Below are 23,476 nucleotides of genomic sequence, written 5' to 3' on the forward strand. Positions count from 1 at the left end.
TTAATTATTCTTATAATTAACCTTTCACTTGATAAAATGTTGACTTTCTTCTAAACTTTATACATACTTTATTTTAGCATGGCACAGTGTGAAAGTATGCTTGAGGAAGTGTTACACAACAATAGACGGATTCAAATCCGATAACAGAAAGAACAAAACGGATAGAATGTCTGGAGGAGAACTTTATGTCTGAACCACTTAATTTAAAGGATCAATTATGTTTCAGTTTGTATAATGCTCAAAGACAAGTAAATCGCTACTACTCTAACAATGTCTTTAAAAAATACAAATTGACATATCCACAGTTTTTAGTTTTAACAATCTTATGGGCTGACTCACCTGTTAATGTGAAAAAAGTCGTAACTGAATTAGCACTTGATACAGGTACTGTATCTCCATTACTAAAAAGAATGGAGCAAGTTGATTTAATTAAACGTGAACGTTCTGAAGTAGATCAACGTGAAGTGTTTATCCACTTAACAGATAAAAGTGAAGCAATTCGACCTGAATTGGACACAGCATGTCAAGATGTGGCAGTTGCATCTTCACTTAGCGCAGAAGAAAACAAAGAACTAAATCGATTACTTTCAAAAGTAATTAATGCCTTTACAGAAGAAAAAGCAAAATAATGCTAAATTCTAAATGTTAAGGTTAAACAATATGAAATTGATTAATTAAATATATTGATTTAAAGCTAGAGTCTAGGACATTATTGATTTGTCCTAGGCTCTAGTTTATTTTAAAGCCCCACTTCCCAATTTGTTGGGTTAGTGGGGCTTATGCATGAGCTACAGCTCAGGTTTTCGCTTTAAATCTTTAACATTTTCCATTTACAAATCAAGTACTTATATTGCTGTCTTTTGTTAAAAAGTCACACTTGATTTAACGTGACCATTTGATATAAATAGCCTTTATTTGATAGTAACGATTGGTAATCTCCTTGTTCTATGATTTTACCGTCAACCATAACCACGATTTTATCAAATTTTGGTAGTAATCGTAAATCATGTGTTGCCACGATTAGTGTTTGAGATTGCTTGTGAATTTCATCCATCACATGATTCGTATGATAAATATCTAACGCTGTTGTAGGCTCGTCCAACACCCAAATCGGAGCTTCTTTCAATAATAATCTTGCAATACCCATTCGTTGAATCTCACCGCCAGACAGTGTATTACCTGAAAGTGTGATGTGTCTATCTAATTCAATGTGCGATAAACCTAGTGTATCAAAAACTTCTTTGATTACTGCATCATCTTTATCAGTAAATAAATTATCACGTACTGTACCATCAAATAACTGTTGTGACTGTAACAGAGCATTAATCGAACTGTATTTATTTGAATCTAAAAGGGTTGTAATATCTTGATTATTTATTAAAACCACACCATTTTCACTTTGATAAAGTCCCATTATTAACTGTAATAAGGTACTCTTACCTGAGCCAGAAGGTCCAATAATTGCTACATGTTCACCTTCATGCACCCGTAATTTCAATTCTTTTAAAGTGTAATTCGATTGATTCCAATATTTAAAATCAACATTTTTAACTTCTACGAAAGGTTGATGCACATCACTTTCTAGTGATAGTGGTTGATTGCCTTGTTGCATTGGGTGAGCAATAACTTCATTAATATTGCTCAATGCTTCATCCGTCTCGGCTTTATAATAAGCCACATTACTCATAGGGATTGCTTGTTCGAATAATGTTAACATCATCAAAACAATACTTGTTAAGTAAACAACATCTAATTGTTGATTTTGCACTTGTATAACACCTAAATATAAAGTTGCAAATAAAGCAATCATTGAAACCAGATTCAAACTATATTCATACAATGATAAGAATCGCTGCTCTTTTGCTTGTGCTTGTTCATACTGATTCAATTGATTTAACACCCGATGTTGATAATATGCTGTTTGGTCAAATCTTGCAAGTTCTTGATACCCTTCTTTATAATCGTAAAATTGATTTAAAAATTGCTCTTGTACACGATTAACATCTCTTTTTAATAATTGTGCTTTTTTCGCGCTTAACCAAGGGATTAAAACCAATGTTATCAACATACTTAAAAAGATGATAATTGCATGAACAAATGAAAAGTAAAACGTCACAACCATTGCAATCATCGCCGTTAAACCAATGACTACTGGCGGATAATAAACTCTTAAATAAATATTTTGTAGTGCTTCTACGCTACCAACCATGCGTCCAAGTAAATCACTTGATTTAAATTTTCTATACACATCTGGCACGACAGGTATAATATGTTTGAAGAATTGTACTCTCACATTTCTCAACATAGTAAATGTGGCTCTGTGAGACAGTAATCTTTCAATATATCTTGCAACAGCACGTATAAACCCAAACATTTTAACAGAAACAATTAAAACCATTAATGCAAACAATGGTGCCCCTAATGCACTTTGCGTCACCATATAACCACTCAAGAAAAACATGCTTAATGCAGTTAAACTGCCCAATATACCTACAATAATAGATAAAACCAAATCTTTATCTACCTTAAATTGAATATGTGGTCTCAACAAAAGTCACCACCTTTATACGCATTTTGCTCGATTACTTGTATAGCTTCAACGGAACCTTCATTAATTTTTATACGTCTATCTGCATTTTTTATTGTATGTTCTCTATGTGCGATGGTGATGATCGTCGTATTTTCAAACTTTCTGTTTATCACAGATTGAATGACATGCTCTGTTTGTACATCTAATCCCGTAGCAGGCTCATCGAATATCAGTACATCAGGTTGTAATAATAATAACCGTGACAGTTCAATTCTTCGCATCTGCCCTCCAGATAGCATCTCTCCACCTTCACCAATCCAAGTATCAATACCATTTTCTAACGCATTGACAACATGTTTTAAGTTAACATCGTCAAGCGCTTCTAAAATTTTATCTTTTTCAATTTTTTGGAACATAGTCATATTATCTCTTATAGACGCATTAAAAATATAGGGATGCTGACTCAAAAAACCAATTTTTAACTGTTGTTTATAAATAACAGAACCATATTGCGGTTTAAAATGTTGTGCTATAACTTGAGCTAAAGTAGATTTTCCAGCTCCACTTTTTCCAATTAATGCAATATGTTCCCCTTCATAAATACTAATGTTGATATCTTCCAAAGCATGTTGCTGTGCATCATTGTATTTATAATATATATGCTCAAGCTGTATTAATGGCTTTTGATAACTATTCGTTTGCACTTGTGGTTTCACATAACCTTCTTGTCGATCTAATAAATCGAAGACAACATCACTTGAGCCTTCACTTTGCTTTCCAGTATGAAAAGATTGACCTAAATCTTTAATAGCATTATAAAATTCCGGTGCTAATATAATTGCTATGGCTGCAGTTTTAAAATCTATACTATTAAATAATATTAATCCTAACCCCGCTTCTAAAGCAACAAGGCCAATTCCAAGCATACTGATAAACTCTAACATCAAACCTGATAAAAAAGCACTTCTTAAAATACGCATTGTTAAATTTCGAAATGTTGTACTTTCTTCATATAAAGATTGTTCTGTAGCTTCTGTTTTATTAAATAGTTTGAGAGTAATCAAACCCTTTATTTTATTTAAAAATTGTTGACTAAATTGATTTAAATAAGTCATTTTATCTTTTGACTCATCACGTGTTTTCAACCCAAAAATGATATAAAACATTGGTATAAATGGTGCTGTAACAATCATGATTAAAGCCGTGTTTAAATGTATGAAACACATTGCAATAATGATAAATAGTGGTATCATCATAGACTTAAAAACTTGAGGAAAGTAACTATTAAAGAATGGTGCTATACCATCTATATTTTCAGTCAATGTATTAATTTGAACACCAATAGGTTCTGAAGATTTATTTAAAATCAATTGACGTCGTAAATCATATTTAACGCGAGAAGACATACGATTACCTATCATTTGATTTATTGTGTTAAATGTCGCTCTTGCTAATAAAACAATTAATGTCACTAGTAGTAAAATTAACAAATCTTGATGTGTATGACGTAACATTGCATTTAAAATTTCTGCAATAGCAATGTTCTGAATGACTACAGTAATCGCTAATATTGTACTGATTACAAACATTAATATCGGATAAATTTTATATTTCATCGCTAAACTTGTTAATCTTTTCACAAATATCACCTGGTTCATATTATAAATGGAATGTATTAAAATGAAATGAATTGGCTCAAAAATTAATACATTTTTATTTACTTAATTCATATTTTTGCCATAATTATAATCAAATGATTGAATGCTTTAAATTCAAAAGTAAAAAACAAACTTTTTATAATTATATAATTAATAAATTATAAATAAAAATTTGCAAAAAGAAGTTTGACTTTCTGAATAAAATTTACAATAATTTATCTTTTATCTCATTTAACTGAAGTAAGTACTTTTTCTCTCAGTCTTTAGTCCAAAATCTTATTTATCTATGGCACTTTATAATTTTAATGTGCTATTATTATAAAATGAAAATGAATAAACTATAATCCATATTATGAAAGTAGGTTAATTATGATATTGCTTGAATTGATAAAAGGAATCATTCTAGGAATTGTCGAAGGATTAACTGAGTTTGCACCTGTATCTTCTACTGGACATATGATTCTTGTAGATGATATGTGGTTAAAATCAACTCAATTTTTAGGTTCAGAATCTGCGTTTACCTTTAAAATTGTAATTCAACTCGGTTCTGTATTCGCAGGTGCCTGGGTATTCCGTGAACGTTATTTTGAAATGTTACATATAGGGAAATATAGATCTGAACCTATCGATGGCATCGGTCAAAAACCTAAACGCTTAAACTTACTACATATTATCGTTGGTATGATTCCAGCAGGTATACTTGGTTTAATGTTTGATGATGTTATTGAAAAATATTTATTTAGTGTCCCAACAGTCATGATTGGATTATTTATCGGTGCAATATATATGATTATTGCAGATATATACAGTAAAAAAGTTACGAATCCACAAACTGTAGACCAAATTAATTATTTCCAAGCTTTTGTAATTGGTTTATCCCAAGCTATCGCTATGTGGCCTGGTTTCAGTAGATCTGGTTCTACAATTTCTACAGGTGTGCTCATGAAAATGAACCATAAATCTGCTTCTGATTTCACATTTATTATGGCAGTTCCTGTAATGTTAGCAGCAAGTGGTTTATCTCTAGTCAAAAACTTTGAATATATTCATTTAAATCACATCGGTTTTTACTTCCTAGGGTTTATCACAGCATTTATCGTTGGTTTAATTGCCATTAAAACATTCTTATTCTTAATTAGTAAAATAAAATTGATTCCATTTGCTATTTATAGAATTATATTAGTCATTATTATTGCAATCCTTTACTTTGGTTTTGGTATAGGTCAAGGAATCAGTGGACAATAAAACAGTTAGAGGCTGAGACAAGTAATTTGTCCAGCCTCTTCTTAAATTTCATGTCTAAAATTGCAGAAATAATTTCCATGAAAGTACGTGTATTTACCGTTTATTATGATGTATTATGGGGTAATAAGTAGATAGTATAAAATTATTGGAGGCAACGAGTATGGACAAAAAGCAATTAATTAAAACAATCATCACAGTAGCGCCTGTGTTTTTAGTACCGTTAATCGTTGAACGTAAACGTATTAAAGATCATCCAGATGTTAAAAAAGCTAGTGATGCAACTGCTAAAGCTTCAAAAACCGTAGCAAACAAATCTGTTCAAATTAAAGATACAGTAGTAGATAAATCTGCAAATGCAAAAGATTATGTTATTGATAAAAAACATAATATGGATCAAAAACGTGAATTAAAACGTATTGCTAAAGAACATGATCCTGCTTACATTGAGAAAAAAGGCGAAAAACTTGAAAAAGAGAATCGTAAAGAAGCAGACAAAATGAAGAAGAAATTACAAAAAAATATTGATAAACGCCACAATGAAGAAGAAAAAAAACGTCAAGATAATGAAAAACAACGCATTCAATCTATGAAAAAATCTAATAAACATATGGAAAAAGTTGGCATGACACCAGGAAAATTAGACAAAGAGACAGAACAAAAAGGCGAAAAGCTAGAAAAAGAAAACCGCAAAGAAATAAATAAATTCAATAAAAAATTACAAAAAAATATTGATAAACGTCATAAAGAAGAAGACAAAGCTCGCGAAAAAAATAAAAAAGACCGTTTAGCGGAGTTCAAAAAATACAAAAATTATGTTGCTAAAAGCATTGTAAAGCAAAACAATGAAGAAAAAGGTAAATAATTATTATGACTCAAGTCATCATTGATGGAGATGCTTGTCCTGTTACCAATTCTGTTGTTGAATTGACAAAAGGGACAAGCATCTTTGTTACCATTGTCCGAAGCTTTAGTCATTTTTCTTCAAAAATGCAACCTGATCACGTCAATGTCATTTATGTTGATGATGGCCCGGATGCAGTCGACTATAAAATTGTTAAAATCACGCGATCAGAAGATATTGTAATAACACAGGATTATGGACTTGCAAGTTTATTATTAAACAAAGCTAAAGTTGTGATGCACCATAAAGGATTTATATTTGATCAAAATAATATCAACACTTTGTTAGAACAACGACATGCGAGTGCACAATTTCGAAAAAGTGGCGGGCGCACTAAAGGCCCATCTTCTTTTACAACAGATGACATTGCGATATTTGAACAAAAATTTTTGTCTATAATTAATGATGTGTCATTATTTACGGAGGAATAAAGTATGAAAAAAATTGCTGTTTATTGCGGTGCTAGTAAAGGTAAAGATGAATCTTACATGAAACAAGCTTACCAATTAGGCACTTATATGGCTAAACATAACTATGAATTAGTATTTGGTGCTGGTTCTGTTGGAATTATGGGAGCTATTCAAGATGGCGTATTAGATCACGGAGGTAGTGCTATTGGCGTGATGCCAAATATGTTAAATGAACGAGAAATTACTAGTACGAGACTAAGCGAACTCATTTTAGTTGATTCTATGCATGAAAGAAAAAACAAAATGGCAGAATTGGCAGATGCGTTTGTCATGGCTCCAGGAGGCGCTGGTTCTTTAGAAGAATTCTTTGAAATGTATAGTTGGTCGCAAATCGGTATTCATGAAAAACCAATCGCTATCTATAATATCAACGGCTTTTTTGAGCCTTTGCAAACATTGATTGACCATATGATTCATGAAGGCTTTATCGATAAAAAATATCAATCGCTGGCACCGCTATGTAACAATCCTGAAGCACTGTTCGAAGCGATTCATAACTATGAACCATTAGGTATTAGAAGTTACGACTAAATTTTAAAAGCAGAGATATGTGTGCACTACAAATGCCACTACCTCTGCTTTTCTTATGCTTAAACTAGTATTGCCAGTAATTGTTTTAATATTATTAATGCAACAATCACAATAATTATTGCTGAAAATTTATTTAATATTAAAATATATTTGCCTCTTTTATCAATATTACCTACGACTTTACCTGCAATTGCCAAAAATATAAACCAGATCCAAGAAACAGCAATTGTCGTCATCGTAAAAACCATTTTATCCACGCCTTCATATATTGCTGCATTCGTTCCTATAACACCAATAGTATCCATAATTGCATGAGGATTTAATAATGAGACTGACATGGCAAATCCAATTTGCTTTCGCGCGGACATTGATTGATAACGTTCAAGCGTTTGTGGTTTTTCATGCCATAATGACCAAGCCATGTAACTAAGAAAGATAAAGCCGACACAATAAATTACGATTTGTAACATCGGTAGTGATAGTAATAAGACTGACACCCCTAATACAGCTAATACTATTAATAATGTATCACATAACCCTGCAGCTATAATTACTGGTATAGTCTTAATTAATTGTTTTTGGTTTGCTCCTTGGTTAAATACAAATACATTTTGTGCGCCTAAAGGTAAGATTAAACCCAAAGCTAAAAACAAACCATGAATCATTGGTTGCAACATATTATCTCCTCTTTCTTCAAAACTAAATTATCATTAAACCGTACCAGTTTTCACTCAAACTTAACTAACGCAAAAATATAATATTCATAATAAATAAGAATTATTTATCATTATGTATTTATTGACGCATGATACGTGTGCAGTCAATAAATGAATGAATCCTATACACTAACCATAAGCATTAAATATTCAAATATGAGTTACGACCATTTTTCTATATATAATCATGATACAATATATTTAATTGATTTTTACCAACCAGTTATAATTTTAAAAACCCACCAATTACTTAAAGGAGATTTAGCATGTTCATGCCAAAATATAAAGCAATTATTGATGATATACTTTCGAAGATTAAAAATGGTGATTTAGAAGCAGGTATGAAATTACCTTCTCAGAGAAATTTGGCAGCTCAATATCGCGTCAATCGTTCAACTGTTATTCAGTCCTTAGAAATACTACAAAGTTATGGAATTTTAGAAAGCAAAGCACGTAAAGGGTTTTACGTTTCAAAAAGTAATTGGAATACTTATATTAATCAAAATATGAATTGGCATGACTACATTAAAAATAGCGCTTCTAAAAATAATCAATACTTTATACAACGAATTAACGAATTAGAATTCGATGCGCATATCTTACGTTTAAGTACTGGTGAACTCAGTCCACAATTAATCCCAAACAAGCAATTTCAAGATATTTTTTCAAAACAAACGACTACTGCGCTTAAAACTAATTATGAACACCCCTTAGGTAATTTAAATTTAAGAAAAGCAATTGTAAATCATGTTAAAAAATTGGGGATTGAATGTGATGAAGCAAACATTTGCGTCACTTCAGGTGCATTGCAAGGATTAAAACTCATCGCTGATGGTTTACTGATTCCAAATTCAAAGATAATTATAGAAACGCCCTCATATATAAATTCTGTGCATACATGGCATAACATTCGAGCAGATCTTAGGTTTTTGACAATATCTAAAATCAAACAACAAATTAACACTATTTTCAATGCTAAAACACTATATAAAAATAGCATTTTTTATTGTATACCGACTTTACATAACCCTACACAACACGCATATACGCAAACAGAAAAATATAAATTAATTCAACAATGCCAACAAACAGGAATCCCTATAGTAGAAGATGACGTTTATGGCGACTTGTGGTTCGAAGGAGATCGTCCTCAACCTTTAAAGTCATTAGAAGAGAATGATAATATCCTATATATTAGTAGTTTATCTAAAACGGTAAGCCCTGGTTTAAGGGTAGGATGGATTATAGGTAAACCATCAGTTGTTATGCACTTAGCGGATTTGAAAATGCAAAATGATTATGGTGCCAGTTCATTATCACAATTTATCGCAACTGAATGGCTAAATAACCCCTTATACCATGAACAACATGTAAATTATTTAAAACAAGCACTTATAGAGAGACGTGATAAATTTTTAGCATCTTTAAATCAACATTTTCAAGATTTAGGTACTTGGTCCATACCTAAAGGTTCTTATTATATTTGGTTCAAATTAAATGTACCAATAAACATGAAAGAACTGTTCGATTTAGCGATCCAAAACCAAATTTTAATTAATCCAGGCGAAATTTATGATAAAAACGCACAATATCATATAAGATTTTCTTATTCCTATATAAACATTGAAGATATAGAATTTGCATTACAAAAATTAAGCCAACTTATTAAAAAACTAACATCAAGCAAAACACTTTAAAACACAGTCACCATACCGCTTTTAAGTCGTGCTGACGCCTAGGGAAATGATATGAATGAGAGACTAATGGCTTGAATCACATTCCCAGGCAGGCATGGACGATACAAAATCATAGTAAACAAAAAGACTAATCCATATATTAAAAATTGGATTAGTCTTTTTCATAAGAATAAGATTTATACCCCATTACTTATTTACAATTTTATTTTGCTTGTTTTGTTAAATCTTTATAATATCTAACATGTCTTTTAAGTGGATGATACTTACTTAATTCTGGATATTCAAAGAAATCATATAGCTTCATACCTATTTTTTCCATAACCTTACGTGAAGGTTCATTATTTTCTGAAGTAAATGCATAGACTTCGTTAATCCCCTGCTGTTTTGCATATTCGAGTACCGCTTCTGCACCTTCAGTAGCGAAACCATTCCCCCACACTTCGGGGATCAAACGCCAACCGATTTCATAGAATGGTAGCTCATCAAACGTATACTTGCTGGCTTTAGGTACATAGTTCAATCCGATAAAACCAAGCCATCCATTTGTTTCTTTTAATTCAACAGCAAAAAGGCCTATATCATGATTGATAATAATATCATTCATCTTTTTCATATCATGTTCTGAACGTCGAAAACTTAATAAACTTGGAAAATATCTACGGACTTGGTGATTCGCGTTCATCTGCTGAAATGGAAGTAAATCTTCTGCTTGCCAGTCCCGTAACCTTAAACGCTCAGTTTCTATATAAACTGTCATACTGTTACACCTCTAAACTGGAAATTAAATTTCTATAGAAAATAACGCGTTATGATTATTCTCATACCGCGCTATCACATGGATTAAACATTGCTTATGCTCTTGAAATATAGCTAATCAATTCAACGTTTACAGCTACTTCTTTCAACCGACCACGTTCACTTTTGGGCGCCGTAAATGTTGCATCTATGAAATCATTTTTATGATTTAATTTGTAAGTAGCTACAAATGTATCTGTATCAGATTCAAAATTGGGTAAATGTGCAATAACACGTTTAATTTCACCAGTCGAATCTTTGATTTCTCTACCAGTAATACTTTCAATTTCTCTACCTAATTCTGGAAGCGTAATTGAACGCCCTTCTAATAATACAAAATCTTTTTCATGCATCGTTATTCCCTCTTTCTCCTAATGAAAAATGATTATTAATAAACTGCGTATAATAAATGATTCATTATAAAGTCACACTTAATATAAAGTAATACTAAGCAACTGACTCATAATTTCAAATCTATTTTTTAGAAACTTTTTATATTCATTACGTTAATGATACCCATTATAACAATTTGTAAAACGATAGTACAATAATTTCCTGGGAAATATTGCATGAAATCCATTTGTAACGCAATTAGTATAGAAGCCTATGTTTCAGCATTAACATCTTTTTCTAAATTCTTCGACTTATCTTTCAGTTTATCTTTCTCTTTTTCTAAGTCTTCTTTTTGTTTTTTCAAATCTTTATTTTGTTTTTCTAATTTATCAATATCTTTCTCTAACGTTGCTTTTTCATCATTTTTCCCACATGCAGTCAATAAGACAGTGGATGCTAGTATGAGTGCTAAACATTTCTTCATGTAAGAACTCCTTTTGTTAATTTCATAATAATAATATAATTTTATCATTATTTTTACTCATCTTCATTATTTATTCTTAATCTTTTATTCATAGTCACCGTACTTATATAGTATCCAAGTTTAAAATTTAAATCTTTCATTGCGTGGTTGTGATTGACTACCGTGCTTTCAATTTCTGAAGCACCCCTACTATATGCCCATATTTCAACCTCTTTTTTTAATGCTTTCGCGATACCTTGATTTCGATTGTCTTCCGAAACATACATCATTTCAATAATAACCTTTTGATATTGCTTTAGATATCTTGCCCAAATAAAAGCAATCATTTGTTGGTCTTGTATTTCGGTAATCACAACATCAGTATTGGCTATTAATCCATTTTCAATCATTTCTTTACGTAATGCAACAGAAATAGTAGTGTTTTGATAATGCTCATACTGTTGGTTAAGTTGTCGTTCATGAATTTCCGCAATTTCTTTTAAATATTGTTGATGTGATTGTTTTAAATACTCCATTATTACTCCTTTGAAAGTGTTATTGATTTATAATACTATTTTCGTCATAATTAGCATTATAAATATATTTTATATATAAGAAGGAATGCCAAATGCCAATGAAATCTACTGATAAATTAATGCGTGAAAACAATGTGAAAGCATTGCGCTTAAATAATACAGACAGAGATACGTTTGAAAACTACATGACTTATGTCAGAGCTGATTTGAGTGTCAACCCACATGATTCTGAAAAAATGTTAAACCGTGTTTTAAATCAGTTATTAGAAGCTGAAAAGGATGGCACATTAGCAATGGAATTCTTTGATCACGATCCTAAAGCCCATGCCAAAAGAGAACTTAGACGTTTACCAAATGAAACAATAAGAAACATTTTCAAATACATTATGCGTCATATTATGCTTTTTGTGGGTATTTTTTGTTTTCTCAAAGGGTTTGCTGGATTTTTTATTGGTGCAAAACGACTATATTTATATACTTTCCCGCTTACTTTAATCGTAGGTATTGCTATCATATTTTTCTTTATTTGGATGTTATTTAAAACTGTACAAATACGTTGTTTTAATACATCACACTTATCTTGGTTATTAACATATCTCGTTTTACTTTTATCTGTATGTGGAATATTTTATGTCTTTTTCATTCCACAGATGTTTTTAACTGTAGGCCCTTATTTATTAATTAGCAATTGGACTTTTATTATCATTTCATTTATATTCATTCCAATCGCATTATATATCGATCATCATTTTACTAATAAAAACACCAATGCTTCATTATAAATACTATTAAAAAACACGTTAGCACAAGCTTCTAAAATTCGAGAAGTGGCTGACGTGTTTTTAGTTTATGTTTCACCTATGTTGTTATATTTTCTTTCTTTTCTATTGCAATATTAATAAATAAGAAAATAAGACCAATCACTGTTAGTATCGGTGCAATTAAACTTAACGATGCAACTGGTAAATTTGTTACCACGACACCTCCGATAAATGCACCCAAAGCATTACCTAAATTAAATGCTGATTGGTTAAGTGTACTCGCAAGTGTTGGTGCATCTTGTGAAATTAACGTACTTTTATATTGTAGCGACGGACTCATACTGAAACCGATGAGACCGAAAAAGAAAATACCTGCTACCATTAATAATCCATTCATTTGCACAAAGTATAATAAAATGAAATATAAAATAAATACACTAAATATTATTTTTAATGCCTTATTTAAATTCCAATCTGCAAGCTTTCCACCTACAACATTACCTAATGTGACCCCAATACCAAATATAATCAATAAATATGAGATTAAATTTTCTTGTACATGTGACACATCAATGAGCACTGTTGATATATAAGTAAAGTAAGCAAATACACTACTAAATCCGAATAATGTAACAGCTAAGGTTAACCATAAACGCTTTTCTTTTAAAATTTTCAGTTCATTTAATACAGATGATTTAACTGTTTCTTTTTTCATCGGTACAAATATGATAATACCTATTAATGCTAAAGCTCCGATGACTGATATAATAATAAATGTCATTGGCCAACCAAAGTTTTGTCCGATTAAAGTTCCAAACGGCACGCCTAAAATATTACTCATGCTTAAGCCCATAAACATTAATGCCATCGCACTCGCACGCTTTTCTGGCTTAACCATACTCGCTGCTAATATTGAACCTATACCAAAAAATGAACCGTGAGCTAATGAAGTAATAATTCGACTCGTCATCATAAAGCCATAATTCGGGCTAAATGAGGCTGCAATATTTCCTACAATAAATATCGCCATTAATGCCAACAATAAATATTTTCTATTCCATTTAATTGTTAACATCACAATGATAGGCCCACCGATAGCTACACCTAAAGCATAACCTGTAATCAGTTGCCCTGCTTGGCTTACACTGACATCAAAATCTCTAGCAATGTTTGGCAATAATCCCATAATTACAAACTCTGTCATTCCGATTGCAAAAGCACCGATTGCAAGCATCCATATAGCAATTGGATATTTCATTTAAGACTCCCTTCCTTTTCCGCTTTTTAACACATGTGAGTGATTATACTAAAGTAGTAATTACGAAAACAAGAAGATTGCTTAAATTTCACTTTATTTATGCTATAAGTGCGCTCACCATGATTGTACACCGTTTGTAATATCTTTCATCACATAGATTAATTGATTAATAATGCATCTATGAAAAACCAAACAACCATAATAATCATTATTATCGCTTGAGCGATGGAACTTGCTAAAAATGCTACTACTGAACCAAAACTTGCCTTTAAAGCTTTAGAAAAATGCGGCTCTTGTATAAATTCAACTACTAACACAGCTATAAATGGAATAATAATTATTCCAAATGGTGGAAAGACAAAACAGCCTACAATAACACCAATCAACGCTGCATACTCACTTAATTTTGATCCACCGAACTTACTGACAAAATATTTATTCATAATGAAATCTGCTATAATGATAAATATTGTGAACAATGCCATCGATACATAAAATATCCAAGACAGATGATGGTTGTCAAAGCCGAATTGATAAATTAAGAAACCAATCCATAATACAAGTACTGACGGTATGATTGGCTTTATTAAACCAATAAACGCTAAAATAAATGATGCTATAATGCATAACCATAAAATCAATGTCATTTCTATCTACTCCATACTTTCTTCTGTGAATTTTTGTTCTTTTGTAAAATATATTAAAATCATGCCTAAAAATATTGATCCTGCAGAAACAAAGAACACATTACCTAAGCCAACCCAGTGACTCATTATACCACCGAGAAGATTACCACATAATTGTCCGATAACCATGGCATTCGCAAATAATGTAGATGCATAACCAGGAAAATCAGGTAAAATATCTTGGAAATAACTAATCCCTAATCCAAGTAAAATAGCTAGAAAAATAGCTAGAAACACCTGTCCTATTATCATCATGATCAAACTATTAAATACGCCAATACTAAAATAAAATAATCCTCCGAATAATCCCCCAAGTATCAATAGCGTACGTGTCGATAATTTAGCAGATATAATACCTAATATGACCATGAAAGGTACTTCAAGTCCTGCACAAATACTAGCTAGCACACCTACTCGACTTTCTGGTTCTTTCAAAAAGTTCGTCACATACAATGGCATATTCAACGTGTACATCCATTGTCCTATATGTAATAAAATAAAAGCCAAAAAGGGTATAAATAAGACCTTGTCACGCAACATATTAGGTGCCGCCGCTTCAACATGTGTACTATCTGCTACTGGACGCTTTGTTTGAATATCTTTAAAGAAAAAAACTTGTAATAATAGTGTGAATAATATGATTGTTATCGTTCCGCCAAATAAACCCGCATATCCTTTAAAACTAAGTAACAATGCACCAATAAGTGGACCGAACAAGAAACCAAATGAAAACATTGAACGTAATACAGCGTTAGCAAATTTCGCTCTGTCCTTTGATGTAGAAGTATTGATTGATTCTCTTGCTGACGCATACATCTGAGGCATGGCTGGGGCAAAACAACCTTGGAAAATGGCATACATTACTATAAAAACCCAGATTTCATGAATGTAAAAATAAATTGAAAAGCTGACTGCCCCCATAAAAAGTGCAGTAATAATAATTGTCTTTCTGTTGATACTATGTGTATCAGAAAAGCGTGCTACAATTGTATTCATTGTAAATTGACTAATTGCAGCTAATGCTAGTAGCAACCCATATTGGGTAGAAGTCATACCTAAATCATTTGTAGCAAATAATACCAGATACGGTACAGTAATGGCGATGCCCATACCTAACATCATCATATTAACGACAAATAATTTGTAATTTTTTATATGTAACAATTCACTAAACATTTAGCGTCCTCTATTCCTATTAAATTCATATAACTTTTCATAAAGTTATATTTATCAATGAACCAAAATATTCAATTATCTAAAATTGTTATTCCACGTATTCCATTATTAAATTAATAAATGAATCAACTTGCGGCAACTGTAACATGCTTGGATCATAGCTCAAATAAGTAGAACGAATCAGCGGTTTATCGTCTATATCTACGCGTTGAAACGCAAATTGTTCCCTATCTAAGTGTTTCATCATGATTTCCGGCAATATGGTCACGCCAACGCCATTTAATAACATTTCTTTACATGTCGCCACTTGATCAACCGTAATCATCGCATGATAATCTTGACCAATTTGGCTGCCATACCATTCTTTAATTTGATTAATGTATATAGGATCAGCCTGAAATTCGATAAACGGCATCTTTTCTACTTCATCATTACGATTTTTAGGATGTATAAAATAATGTTCGTCGTTAAATAAATGCGTGTTGCTTAAATTCATCATTTTATTCCCACGAATAATCATCACATGGTAATCTCTATGATTAGCTTTAATTTGTTCACTCGATCCTACTTGAACTTGGATTTCTACATTTGGAAATTGTCGTGTATATAAATTCAATACTACCGGCAACAACGTTTGCCCTATTAAGGATGAACAACCAATAGAAATCGTACCATTTACTTCACCGATATGTGCTTGCATCTTATCTAAAAATAGACGCTCTCTATTCAACATATCACGTGCATGTTCAATAATCATCATACCTTCAGTCGTCGTTATTAATTGTTTTTTTGTACGAATGAATATGTCGACGCCAAATGCATTTTCTATCGCTTTTAATCGTTGTGTTACTGCTGGTTGAGAGATGTATAAAATTTCCGCTGCTTTTCTGAGCGTTTTCGTCTCATCTAATGTAGTTAACAAGCGATAATCGTCAATCTTCATAATTATCCCCCTATTTTTTACAAATACTATAATACCTTTATTTATGGTGGCCTTACTTTTATTACTTTGCGCTAATGAATTACATTTAATACTTTTCAATTCTCGCAGTGTTTACTATAACATGGTTAACGCATGACTAATATAGGGAATTTTTTATAACAATTTCAAGATTATTGAGATGCATTAGAATCTTTTATCTTACTTTGATGTGATTTGCTATTATCTTGATTAGAATGATTATGATGCTTATTGTAATTTTTTATTGGCTTATGTTTAGCCTCATTGTACACAACGTTTTTATGCTTTTTGCCTTTAAATTTATGTTTATTAAAAGAGGATTGCTTTTGAGATTTCGACTTTTGTTTTATTTTATGGAAACAATACATAATTTTATTCTGCATAGTTGTAAAATCTGTATCAATTTTAATCATTAACTGATGCGCGATAATATAAGCTTCGTGATATTGCTTCTTGGTTATTTGGCCTTGGTTTAACGCGCGTAACAAATCGTCTTCATCAACAAGTTCGTATTCTCCATTAGGTAATGCTAATACGTCCAAGCATAAATCAATCGTACGTGCATTTCCTTTTTGCGTAACGTTTTTAATATTTATGTCAAAGTAATATTCTAATGGATTGCCATTGTCGTCTAACATCACTGTGATACTATAACGTTTTTTTTCAGGTAATATTTGTAACCACTGATAGTTATCATCAGCCACAACAATATTTTGTCCTACGACCGATACTTCTAGAGGTTCACGTACCTTTTTCATCGTTACTAACCCAATAATACCTTTAAATTTGTTATTATTCACTTTGACTTCCGTATATTCTCGGTCAATGATGCGACGCCAGTGACGTTTATCAATATATTTTACTTTCACTGCCACCAACTCCTTGTCATTATTATATAAAACTGAACCTTACATGTCATCTTATGTTTGTTACATTTAAATTTTTAATTAATAGCGAGTAGATAATTATGTTTATTGTACTATATTTCATAGTGTAAAAGCGAAATTGACAATTGTTGAGAAGTTTGTTAAATTTTTAATATATTTTTCAGAAAATTCTTTAAAAAGGGAGATAGCCATATGTCAACGTCACAAAGACCATTTAGAGCAGATCACGTAGGAAGTTTACTACGTCCACAACGTTTAAAAGATGCACGTAAAGATTATCAAAATAACGTTATTGATGCTCAAACATTAAAAAATATAGAAGATGAGGAAATTGAACGCATCATAGATAAACAACTAGAAATTGGCTTACATAGTATTACTGATGGTGAATTCCGCAGAAGTTGGTGGCATTTTGATTTCTTAGAAAACCTAGATGGTGTTGAAGGTTACACATCAGAGCGTGGTTTAACATTTGAAGGTGTAGAAACTAGAAATCACAACGTCAAGGTGGTTGATAAAGTTACATTTAACCCAAATCATCCCCATTTTGAACACTTTAAATTTTTATATGAAAAGGTAAATGGCCGTGCAACGGCAAAAGTTTCTATTCCAAGTCCAAATCAATTGTTCCATCCTAATATTTTAAACGAAGACATTTATCCTGATATCAATGATTTTGCGCATGATGTAGCAAAAGCTTATCATGATAGTTTACTAAAATTCTATGATCTCGGTGCACGTTATATACAACTAGATGATGTGTATTGGGCAAATTTAACATCAGGAACACAAAATACACGTGGGCGTGATAGAAGTGAATCTGAAAAAGAAGTTGCACGTCAACTCGCTTATAAAGTTATCAATGAAGCAATCAGTGGTTTACCAGAAGATTTATTGATCACAACACATATTTGTCGTGGAAATTATCAATCTACGTGGGCTATTTCTGGTGGTTATGAACCAATCGCTCCATATCTATTTAAAGAGCAATTAGATGGTTTCTTCTTAGAATATGATGATAATCGCTCAGGTGATTTCGAACCTTTAAGATTTTTCCCAGAAGATCGTTCATTTGCAGTGTTGGGATTATTCACATCAAAAAATGGTGAATTAGAAGATAAAGCCACTATTTTAAAACGTATAAAAGAAGCACAAAACTATATAGATTTAGAACAAATTTGTCTAAGTCCACAATGTGGTTTTGCTTCTACTGAAGAAGGCAATAAATTAACTGAAGAAGAACAGTGGAAAAAGTTAGCTTATATTGTTGAAATTGCTAATGAAGTTTTTGGTACATCAAAATAATATTTAAAAAACTCGTATTACTTTCACAACTGTTTTAACGAGAAAGTAATACGAGTTTTCCTTTATATTTAACTATTAATGTCGATTATTGATAAAGCGTAACGATCATTAATGTGTTTTAAGGCTGGATATGTTTCGTTTAGCCACTCTTTACTCAATAACTCAAAATGTTTAAATTCAAATGCTGGATGACACATGCAACCAACAAGCGCATAACCAGCACAGCCTTCAATAGACGATGCAAAAATTGTGCCCTTTGGAACAACATGTTGCAATACATCACCGCTTTCGATGTTGGGGCCAACTGTTACTTTTTGATAATTGCCATCAGGGTATATCATGTGAACAGTCAAAGAATCTCCTGCATGATAATACCAGATTTCATCAGCATCTATTCGATGAAAATGTGATATATTATCGTGCGTTAAAAGAAAGTATATGCTCGAATAAGCCGATCTTTGATTTGAGCTAGTCGGTACCGCTTTGATAGTCTCTTTATAATAGCCACCTTCTGGATGCGGATATAATTGTAATTGGTCAATCCATTTTTGTACTTCTTGATTTTTATTCATGCTATTTCAAATCCACGTTATGGAATACATTCTGAACATCTTCTAATTCTTCTAATGCATCAATTAATTGTTCAAAGGTTTCCTGATCTTCTGCTGATAACTCAATATCTGACTGTGGTAACATTTCAAATTCCGCTACTTTAAATGTTTCAACACCTGATGCACGTAATGCATCTTGCACTTGGGCAAATTGATCAGGCTCAGCATATACAATGGTTAAACCATCTTCATCAATGACATCTTTAACATCTATCTCTTGTTCCATTAAGCTTTCCAAGACATCATCCGCTGACTTGTCTTCAACACCAAATACTGCAGTGTGTTCAAACATATAAGCAACAGATCCAGAAACTCCCATATTACCTCCATTTTTACCAAATGCAGCACGAACATCAGATGCAGTTCTATTTACATTATCAGTAAGCGCATCTACGATTATCATAGAGCCATTCGGGCCAAACCCTTCATATCGCAACTCATCATAATTTTCTTCGCCGCCACCTTTAGCTTTTTCAATAGCTCTATCTATAATATGGTTTGGTACAGAATATGTTTTTGCTCTTTCTAAAGTTAATCTTAATGCTTGGTTTGATACTGGATCGGGTTCACCAGATTTAGCCGCTACGTAAATTTCTTTACCAAATTTAGCATAAATTCTACTCGTATTCTTATCTTTTTGGGCCTTTTTCTCTTTAATATTATTCCACTTACGTCCCATAATGTCATCTCACTTTCTAATTAAATGCGTATGTCAGTACATCATATTATACAATATTTTTATTATATCACATAGACTAACCTACTACTTTGCTTGTATTTTTTATTACGTCTCTCGAAATATCTATACCCTTTGGCAACTTATTAGTTTGTATCAAACATTGATCGTTTGTCACATAGAGTATCATCCATATAGAATGAATTAGCCCCTTTTAACATTATACATCGGTAATTTTAAGATATGAAAACCGCTTCTTTGAGTACTTAAATACATATTAAAAGTGATTTTAAAACATATAAAGAACCACTTCCCAACTTGTTGGGTTAGTGGTTCTTATGCATGAGCTAAAGCTCAGGTAATCCTTATTGCCACTTCCCAACTTGTTGGGTTAGTGGTTCTTATGCATGAGCTAAAGCTCAGGTAATCCTTATTAGAGGAGACGACGAAATCTATTTAATAAAATTAAATTTCTGTCCTACTTTCGTCACGAAGTATCATTATACTATTTAATATTTGTAACTGATTAAAGCTTTATTGTCATTATGTAAACATGAATTTTTAATATTTTAGTCTACCTGTGTTTCAATTTCATCTAACAATGTGTGATACTTCCTATCATTCTCTTCAGTCATCGATAAATAAACTTTTCTCTCATCTTTTGTCGAACGTAATTTGCTTACACGATCTTGGTTAATTAATCGTCGAATTGATGCCAACACTTTTGTTCGACTCAAATCGAGTTCAGTCGTCGCAATTTTTAAAAATGGCTGCATCAGCATGTTTTGCTGTTGACAATTTTGTTGTATTATTTCCAAAATAGCAATGTCATTCATTGTTAGTTTATATTTACTTTCTATATAAGACATTACTTTATTATATTTTTTATAAATTTTTAATAACTGCGCCTTTTTTTCATCATTCATTGTTGCTACACCTCCAAATGCTAGTAAGCAATACAATTTCATTATCTCTAAAAAAAGTAACTCTGTCTTTATCATTTATTTTTATAGCTTTGTCATTATTACGAACAGCAGTAAATTGAATATCACAAAACATGTTAAATTAATTATATAATTTAGGTTTAAACATTTATTTATAAATATCAATAATGTGTACAGTATTATGATCGATTGCTACGCTTAAAGATTTGTCGTTAAATGAATGTTCGAAAACATTTATGCGTGGCTGATTATATGATTCAATTTTTTCTATAAATATATCAGACCACGGATATTTTTCGCGCAAATTGCAAGGTATCACACAATTGATATTTCCATGCGCATTATTATATGTCTCTTTAAAAATCAAATATTTTTTTCTTAACTTCAAATCTTTGAAATTGATATTAACCGACATTTTTGTTGTATAGTGCTTTGAAACTTCATTTTCCATAATTTGCCAATCACTGATATAAACGCTAATTTTATCCTCTTGATCAATAATAGTATAAAAATCATGTTCATAAACTTTATAACGTGTTTTTTCTATTAAACGATGAAACATAGTTCCTACCAATGTACGGAAACCACTTTTATCATATAAGTATAACGCCTCATTACCGTTCATTTGCTGTATCAAATCTACACCTATACCCGAAAAATGCTTTAATATTCTTTTAAACACACCGACTAACAATGGCGGACTTTCAATAATATTCATTGACTCGTCATGCAATAAAAAATTATTTCTTACATTTAATAAAAAATAATACCTATCCTCCAAACACATTTCTGCCATGATTTTCCTTATATAATTAAATTTAAAAATTTCTTTCGTCAACAGCATTTCATGTGATTCATTAAAACATGGCACTGATAACTTTTGATTATCTACAAAATAGTAATCAAAACCAATTCTCTTTAATTGTACTTCCATCATTTTAAAAGCATCTGGTTCATTAAATAAACGAGTAATATCAATACCAAATTTTACATTCTCTCTAAATTGTTTAATTTTGATAATGTTACGGTATATTTCTTTTATTGACATTGTACTTAAATCAAAACAATAGCTTATCTTTTTTAGTAAATCTTTGTTTAACTTTGTGCTAGTTTGCAAATAAGCCGCGTAGGGTTTGCAAATCTGATTCAAATATATTTCAACATCTTGACTTTCGTAGATTTGAAGTACCAAATTAGCATTGTTTGATATGATAAAGTCAAAAGCTTTATATGTTTTTTGTTCAGAAATGTATTGTTGAATATCTTTTACGTTGATATTGCAATAAATATAAATCTGTTCCTCATTTTCAAACAAATAACTCATTTTAGAATCAGTATACAATTGGTATAACTCTGCTATTGTGTAAATTTGAATAATCATGGATGAATTACGATTATCCAAAAAATGATCAGTACAAATACTAATTTCATTGTTTTGTACATAACTATCTTCTAATTTTGCAGTAAGTTGAGCCTTTACTTGATCTTTAAATGTGTCATTCAATGTTTCATAAGGAAAATATAAATACTTATTGTATTTTGAGAGTTTACGATATTGATTAGGTGTGTAACCGTAATATTGTTTGAATTTTTTACTATAAAGTGCTGCACTACTAAAACCGTATAAATCAGATATTTCTCCAATGGTATGTTGACTATCCAATAGCTCTTTCATAGATGCCGCCAATTTTAATGTATCCACATAAGTTTTAAAATTCATATCTAGCTTACTATAAAATTGACTAGATATATTTGATTGTGAAATAAATATATGGTCAGCAATTGACTTTAATGTTAATGGTTGCTTCAAATTACGATTTACATAATCAAGTATTTCTCCAGTAATACCAAAGTATGCGTGATCAGTTTGTTGGGATAAATAATCCGAATCTACTTTAGCTTCATTAGCAATAATTTCAACAATTTTGACCATGTAATTTTCATAAATATCATAACTTAAAGTATCGTTCAAATAGTGTTTCGTCAGCTCAATTAAGGATTTAGTTAATTGTGCTGTAGACTGAATCAACTTAGAGGCGTATTGATAATCAAAAAAAGGATAACCTCGTTCTAAAAACCAATCACTCGCTATATATAATAAAATGGTTGCTTCATTGCGTTTAATGCTAAAAATTTCTGTATGGTTTACGATTAACAATTCCGTTTCAACTTTTATATTAGCTGTAAATTGTTGAATTTCTAATACTCCTTTTATTGGCAGTAATACTAGTATGCCATCTGTTACACGTTTAGTAGGATAAAAATTATTAGAAATAATATTTAAACACTGTACTTCCATATTCCAACCTCTCTCATATTCTGTTATACACCATACA

Annotated in this window: 24 protein-coding genes; 8 read left to right on the top strand and 16 right to left on the bottom strand. The window is 31.3% G+C overall.

Going from position 1 to position 23,476, the window contains the following annotated elements; translation table 11 throughout:
• Positions 1-185: 185 nt before the first annotated feature.
• On the top strand, positions 186-629 hold the full coding sequence (mgrA, locus tag KA833_RS04185) for a global transcriptional regulator MgrA (RefSeq protein WP_046207364.1): 444 nt from the start codon (positions 186-188) through the stop codon (positions 627-629).
• A 242-nt stretch (positions 630-871) separates the two neighbouring features.
• Here the strand turns inward: mgrA and cydC are convergent, their stop codons facing one another.
• Positions 872-2,548, bottom strand: a complete 1,677-nt coding sequence (gene cydC / locus KA833_RS04190) for a thiol reductant ABC exporter subunit CydC (RefSeq protein WP_046207363.1) — start codon at positions 2,546-2,548, stop codon at positions 872-874.
• Positions 2,545-4,170 carry an ABC transporter ATP-binding protein/permease gene (locus tag KA833_RS04195; RefSeq protein ID WP_046207362.1) on the bottom strand — a complete coding sequence of 542 codons (1,626 nt, stop codon included), beginning with the start codon at positions 4,168-4,170 and terminating at the stop codon, positions 2,545-2,547. The genes cydC and KA833_RS04195 overlap by 4 nt, the downstream gene beginning before the upstream one ends.
• A gap of 387 nt (positions 4,171-4,557) precedes the next feature.
• Here KA833_RS04195 and KA833_RS04200 point away from each other — a divergent pair, with 387 nt between their 5' ends.
• The 4 genes from KA833_RS04200 (at position 4,558) to KA833_RS04215 (ending at position 7,335) form a co-directional block, all read left to right on the top strand.
• A complete protein-coding gene (locus KA833_RS04200) occupies positions 4,558-5,433 on the top strand; it encodes an undecaprenyl-diphosphate phosphatase (RefSeq protein ID WP_046207361.1) in 876 nt (291 codons plus the stop codon).
• Between the two features lie 160 nt (positions 5,434-5,593).
• On the top strand, positions 5,594-6,295 hold the full coding sequence (locus KA833_RS04205) for a hypothetical protein (RefSeq protein WP_046207360.1): 702 nt from the start codon (positions 5,594-5,596) through the stop codon (positions 6,293-6,295).
• A gap of 5 nt (positions 6,296-6,300) precedes the next feature.
• Positions 6,301-6,765: a YaiI/YqxD family protein gene (locus tag KA833_RS04210; RefSeq protein WP_064209550.1), complete on the top strand. Its 465-nt coding sequence runs from the start codon at positions 6,301-6,303 to the stop codon at positions 6,763-6,765.
• Between the two features lie 3 nt (positions 6,766-6,768).
• Positions 6,769-7,335, top strand: a complete 567-nt coding sequence (locus tag KA833_RS04215) for an LOG family protein (RefSeq protein WP_046207358.1) — start codon at positions 6,769-6,771, stop codon at positions 7,333-7,335.
• A gap of 59 nt (positions 7,336-7,394) precedes the next feature.
• Here KA833_RS04215 and KA833_RS04220 read toward each other — a convergent pair whose 3' ends face one another.
• The gene (locus KA833_RS04220) at positions 7,395-8,012 is read right to left on the bottom strand and encodes a LysE/ArgO family amino acid transporter (RefSeq protein WP_046207357.1); all 618 of its coding nucleotides are present in this window, start codon (positions 8,010-8,012) and stop codon (positions 7,395-7,397) included.
• 305 nt (positions 8,013-8,317) lie between these two features.
• Between KA833_RS04220 and KA833_RS04225 the strand changes: the two genes are divergently transcribed.
• Positions 8,318-9,748 carry an aminotransferase-like domain-containing protein gene (locus tag KA833_RS04225; RefSeq protein ID WP_210128516.1) on the top strand — a complete coding sequence of 477 codons (1,431 nt, stop codon included), beginning with the start codon at positions 8,318-8,320 and terminating at the stop codon, positions 9,746-9,748.
• A gap of 202 nt (positions 9,749-9,950) precedes the next feature.
• Here the strand turns inward: KA833_RS04225 and KA833_RS04230 are convergent, their stop codons facing one another.
• The 4 genes from KA833_RS04230 to KA833_RS04245 all read right to left on the bottom strand — a co-directional run bounded on the left by KA833_RS04230 (position 9,951) and on the right by KA833_RS04245 (position 11,875).
• Positions 9,951-10,505, bottom strand: a complete 555-nt coding sequence (locus KA833_RS04230) for a GNAT family N-acetyltransferase (RefSeq protein WP_064209553.1) — start codon at positions 10,503-10,505, stop codon at positions 9,951-9,953.
• Positions 10,506-10,599: 94 nt separating this feature from the next.
• On the bottom strand, positions 10,600-10,896 hold the full coding sequence (locus KA833_RS04235) for a hypothetical protein (protein WP_046207354.1): 297 nt from the start codon (positions 10,894-10,896) through the stop codon (positions 10,600-10,602).
• Positions 10,897-11,147: 251 nt separating this feature from the next.
• Positions 11,148-11,360: an SA0632 family lipoprotein gene (locus KA833_RS04240; protein ID WP_046207353.1), complete on the bottom strand. Its 213-nt coding sequence runs from the start codon at positions 11,358-11,360 to the stop codon at positions 11,148-11,150.
• A 53-nt stretch (positions 11,361-11,413) separates the two neighbouring features.
• Positions 11,414-11,875, bottom strand: a complete 462-nt coding sequence (locus tag KA833_RS04245) for a GNAT family N-acetyltransferase (protein WP_210128515.1) — start codon at positions 11,873-11,875, stop codon at positions 11,414-11,416.
• Positions 11,876-11,973: 98 nt separating this feature from the next.
• Here KA833_RS04245 and KA833_RS04250 point away from each other — a divergent pair, with 98 nt between their 5' ends.
• A complete protein-coding gene (locus KA833_RS04250) occupies positions 11,974-12,657 on the top strand; it encodes a DUF1129 family protein (protein WP_046207554.1) in 684 nt (227 codons plus the stop codon).
• A 76-nt stretch (positions 12,658-12,733) separates the two neighbouring features.
• Here KA833_RS04250 and KA833_RS04255 read toward each other — a convergent pair whose 3' ends face one another.
• From KA833_RS04255 to KA833_RS04275, 5 genes are all read right to left on the bottom strand, one after another.
• Positions 12,734-13,894 carry an MFS transporter gene (locus KA833_RS04255; protein WP_046207351.1) on the bottom strand — a complete coding sequence of 387 codons (1,161 nt, stop codon included), beginning with the start codon at positions 13,892-13,894 and terminating at the stop codon, positions 12,734-12,736.
• Positions 13,895-14,052: 158 nt separating this feature from the next.
• Positions 14,053-14,541, bottom strand: a complete 489-nt coding sequence (locus KA833_RS04260) for a DUF456 domain-containing protein (protein ID WP_073343300.1) — start codon at positions 14,539-14,541, stop codon at positions 14,053-14,055.
• Positions 14,542-14,547: 6 nt separating this feature from the next.
• Positions 14,548-15,756, bottom strand: coding sequence for a sugar efflux transporter (locus KA833_RS04265; RefSeq protein ID WP_210128514.1), 1,209 nt, complete (start codon positions 15,754-15,756; stop codon positions 14,548-14,550).
• Between the two features lie 88 nt (positions 15,757-15,844).
• Complete coding sequence (locus KA833_RS04270; protein WP_046207348.1) at positions 15,845-16,699, bottom strand: LysR family transcriptional regulator; 855 nt, start codon at positions 16,697-16,699, stop codon at positions 15,845-15,847.
• Positions 16,700-16,869: 170 nt separating this feature from the next.
• Positions 16,870-17,586, bottom strand: a complete 717-nt coding sequence (locus tag KA833_RS04275) for a ribonuclease FAU-1 family protein (protein WP_064209555.1) — start codon at positions 17,584-17,586, stop codon at positions 16,870-16,872.
• Between the two features lie 210 nt (positions 17,587-17,796).
• Here KA833_RS04275 and KA833_RS04280 point away from each other — a divergent pair, with 210 nt between their 5' ends.
• Positions 17,797-18,909 (top strand): 5-methyltetrahydropteroyltriglutamate--homocysteine S-methyltransferase, encoded by a 1,113-nt coding sequence (locus tag KA833_RS04280; protein WP_210128513.1) that lies wholly within the window; start codon positions 17,797-17,799, stop codon positions 18,907-18,909.
• A gap of 68 nt (positions 18,910-18,977) precedes the next feature.
• On the opposite strand, the gene KA833_RS04285 is transcribed toward KA833_RS04280, so the two are convergent.
• From KA833_RS04285 to KA833_RS04300, 4 genes are all read right to left on the bottom strand, one after another.
• Positions 18,978-19,481: a cupin domain-containing protein gene (locus KA833_RS04285; RefSeq protein ID WP_070039001.1), complete on the bottom strand. Its 504-nt coding sequence runs from the start codon at positions 19,479-19,481 to the stop codon at positions 18,978-18,980.
• Between the two features lies 1 nt (position 19,482).
• Complete coding sequence (locus tag KA833_RS04290) at positions 19,483-20,199, bottom strand: YebC/PmpR family DNA-binding transcriptional regulator (protein ID WP_046207344.1); 717 nt, start codon at positions 20,197-20,199, stop codon at positions 19,483-19,485.
• 566 nt (positions 20,200-20,765) lie between these two features.
• A complete protein-coding gene (locus KA833_RS04295) occupies positions 20,766-21,122 on the bottom strand; it encodes a transcriptional regulator, SarA/Rot family (protein ID WP_070657608.1) in 357 nt (118 codons plus the stop codon).
• Between the two features lie 166 nt (positions 21,123-21,288).
• Positions 21,289-23,439, bottom strand: coding sequence for a helix-turn-helix transcriptional regulator (locus KA833_RS04300; RefSeq protein ID WP_210128512.1), 2,151 nt, complete (start codon positions 23,437-23,439; stop codon positions 21,289-21,291).
• Between the last annotated feature and the right edge of the window lie 37 nt (positions 23,440-23,476).

Origin of the sequence: Staphylococcus sp. GDY8P67P (genome assembly GCF_017892545.1) — a bacterium.
In the GTDB taxonomy this organism is placed as follows: Bacteria; Bacillota; Bacilli; order Staphylococcales; family Staphylococcaceae; genus Staphylococcus; species Staphylococcus ureilyticus.

What these genes read in the sequence shown, in the direction of transcription:
- mgrA (WP_046207364.1), top strand. Translation starts at nt 186, where the DNA reads ATGTCTGAACCACTTAATTTAAAGGATCAATTATGTTTCAGTTTGTAT.
- KA833_RS04200 (WP_046207361.1), top strand. Translation starts at nt 4,558, where the DNA reads ATGATATTGCTTGAATTGATAAAAGGAATCATTCTAGGAATTGTCGAA.
- KA833_RS04205 (WP_046207360.1), top strand. Translation starts at nt 5,594, where the DNA reads ATGGACAAAAAGCAATTAATTAAAACAATCATCACAGTAGCGCCTGTG.
- KA833_RS04210 (WP_064209550.1), top strand. Translation starts at nt 6,301, where the DNA reads ATGACTCAAGTCATCATTGATGGAGATGCTTGTCCTGTTACCAATTCT.
- KA833_RS04215 (WP_046207358.1), top strand. Translation starts at nt 6,769, where the DNA reads ATGAAAAAAATTGCTGTTTATTGCGGTGCTAGTAAAGGTAAAGATGAA.
- KA833_RS04220 (WP_046207357.1), bottom strand. Translation starts at nt 8,012, where the DNA reads ATGTTGCAACCAATGATTCATGGTTTGTTTTTAGCTTTGGGTTTAATC.
- KA833_RS04225 (WP_210128516.1), top strand. Translation starts at nt 8,318, where the DNA reads ATGTTCATGCCAAAATATAAAGCAATTATTGATGATATACTTTCGAAG.
- KA833_RS04230 (WP_064209553.1), bottom strand. Translation starts at nt 10,505, where the DNA reads ATGACAGTTTATATAGAAACTGAGCGTTTAAGGTTACGGGACTGGCAA.
- KA833_RS04235 (WP_046207354.1), bottom strand. Translation starts at nt 10,896, where the DNA reads ATGCATGAAAAAGATTTTGTATTATTAGAAGGGCGTTCAATTACGCTT.
- KA833_RS04240 (WP_046207353.1), bottom strand. Translation starts at nt 11,360, where the DNA reads ATGAAGAAATGTTTAGCACTCATACTAGCATCCACTGTCTTATTGACT.
- KA833_RS04245 (WP_210128515.1), bottom strand. Translation starts at nt 11,875, where the DNA reads ATGGAGTATTTAAAACAATCACATCAACAATATTTAAAAGAAATTGCG.
- KA833_RS04250 (WP_046207554.1), top strand. Translation starts at nt 11,974, where the DNA reads ATGAAATCTACTGATAAATTAATGCGTGAAAACAATGTGAAAGCATTG.
- KA833_RS04255 (WP_046207351.1), bottom strand. Translation starts at nt 13,894, where the DNA reads ATGAAATATCCAATTGCTATATGGATGCTTGCAATCGGTGCTTTTGCA.
- KA833_RS04260 (WP_073343300.1), bottom strand. Translation starts at nt 14,541, where the DNA reads ATGACATTGATTTTATGGTTATGCATTATAGCATCATTTATTTTAGCG.
- KA833_RS04265 (WP_210128514.1), bottom strand. Translation starts at nt 15,756, where the DNA reads ATGTTTAGTGAATTGTTACATATAAAAAATTACAAATTATTTGTCGTT.
- KA833_RS04270 (WP_046207348.1), bottom strand. Translation starts at nt 16,699, where the DNA reads ATGAAGATTGACGATTATCGCTTGTTAACTACATTAGATGAGACGAAA.
- KA833_RS04280 (WP_210128513.1), top strand. Translation starts at nt 17,797, where the DNA reads ATGTCAACGTCACAAAGACCATTTAGAGCAGATCACGTAGGAAGTTTA.
- KA833_RS04285 (WP_070039001.1), bottom strand. Translation starts at nt 19,481, where the DNA reads ATGAATAAAAATCAAGAAGTACAAAAATGGATTGACCAATTACAATTA.
- KA833_RS04290 (WP_046207344.1), bottom strand. Translation starts at nt 20,199, where the DNA reads ATGGGACGTAAGTGGAATAATATTAAAGAGAAAAAGGCCCAAAAAGAT.
- KA833_RS04295 (WP_070657608.1), bottom strand. Translation starts at nt 21,122, where the DNA reads ATGAATGATGAAAAAAAGGCGCAGTTATTAAAAATTTATAAAAAATAT.
- KA833_RS04300 (WP_210128512.1), bottom strand. Translation starts at nt 23,439, where the DNA reads ATGGAAGTACAGTGTTTAAATATTATTTCTAATAATTTTTATCCTACT.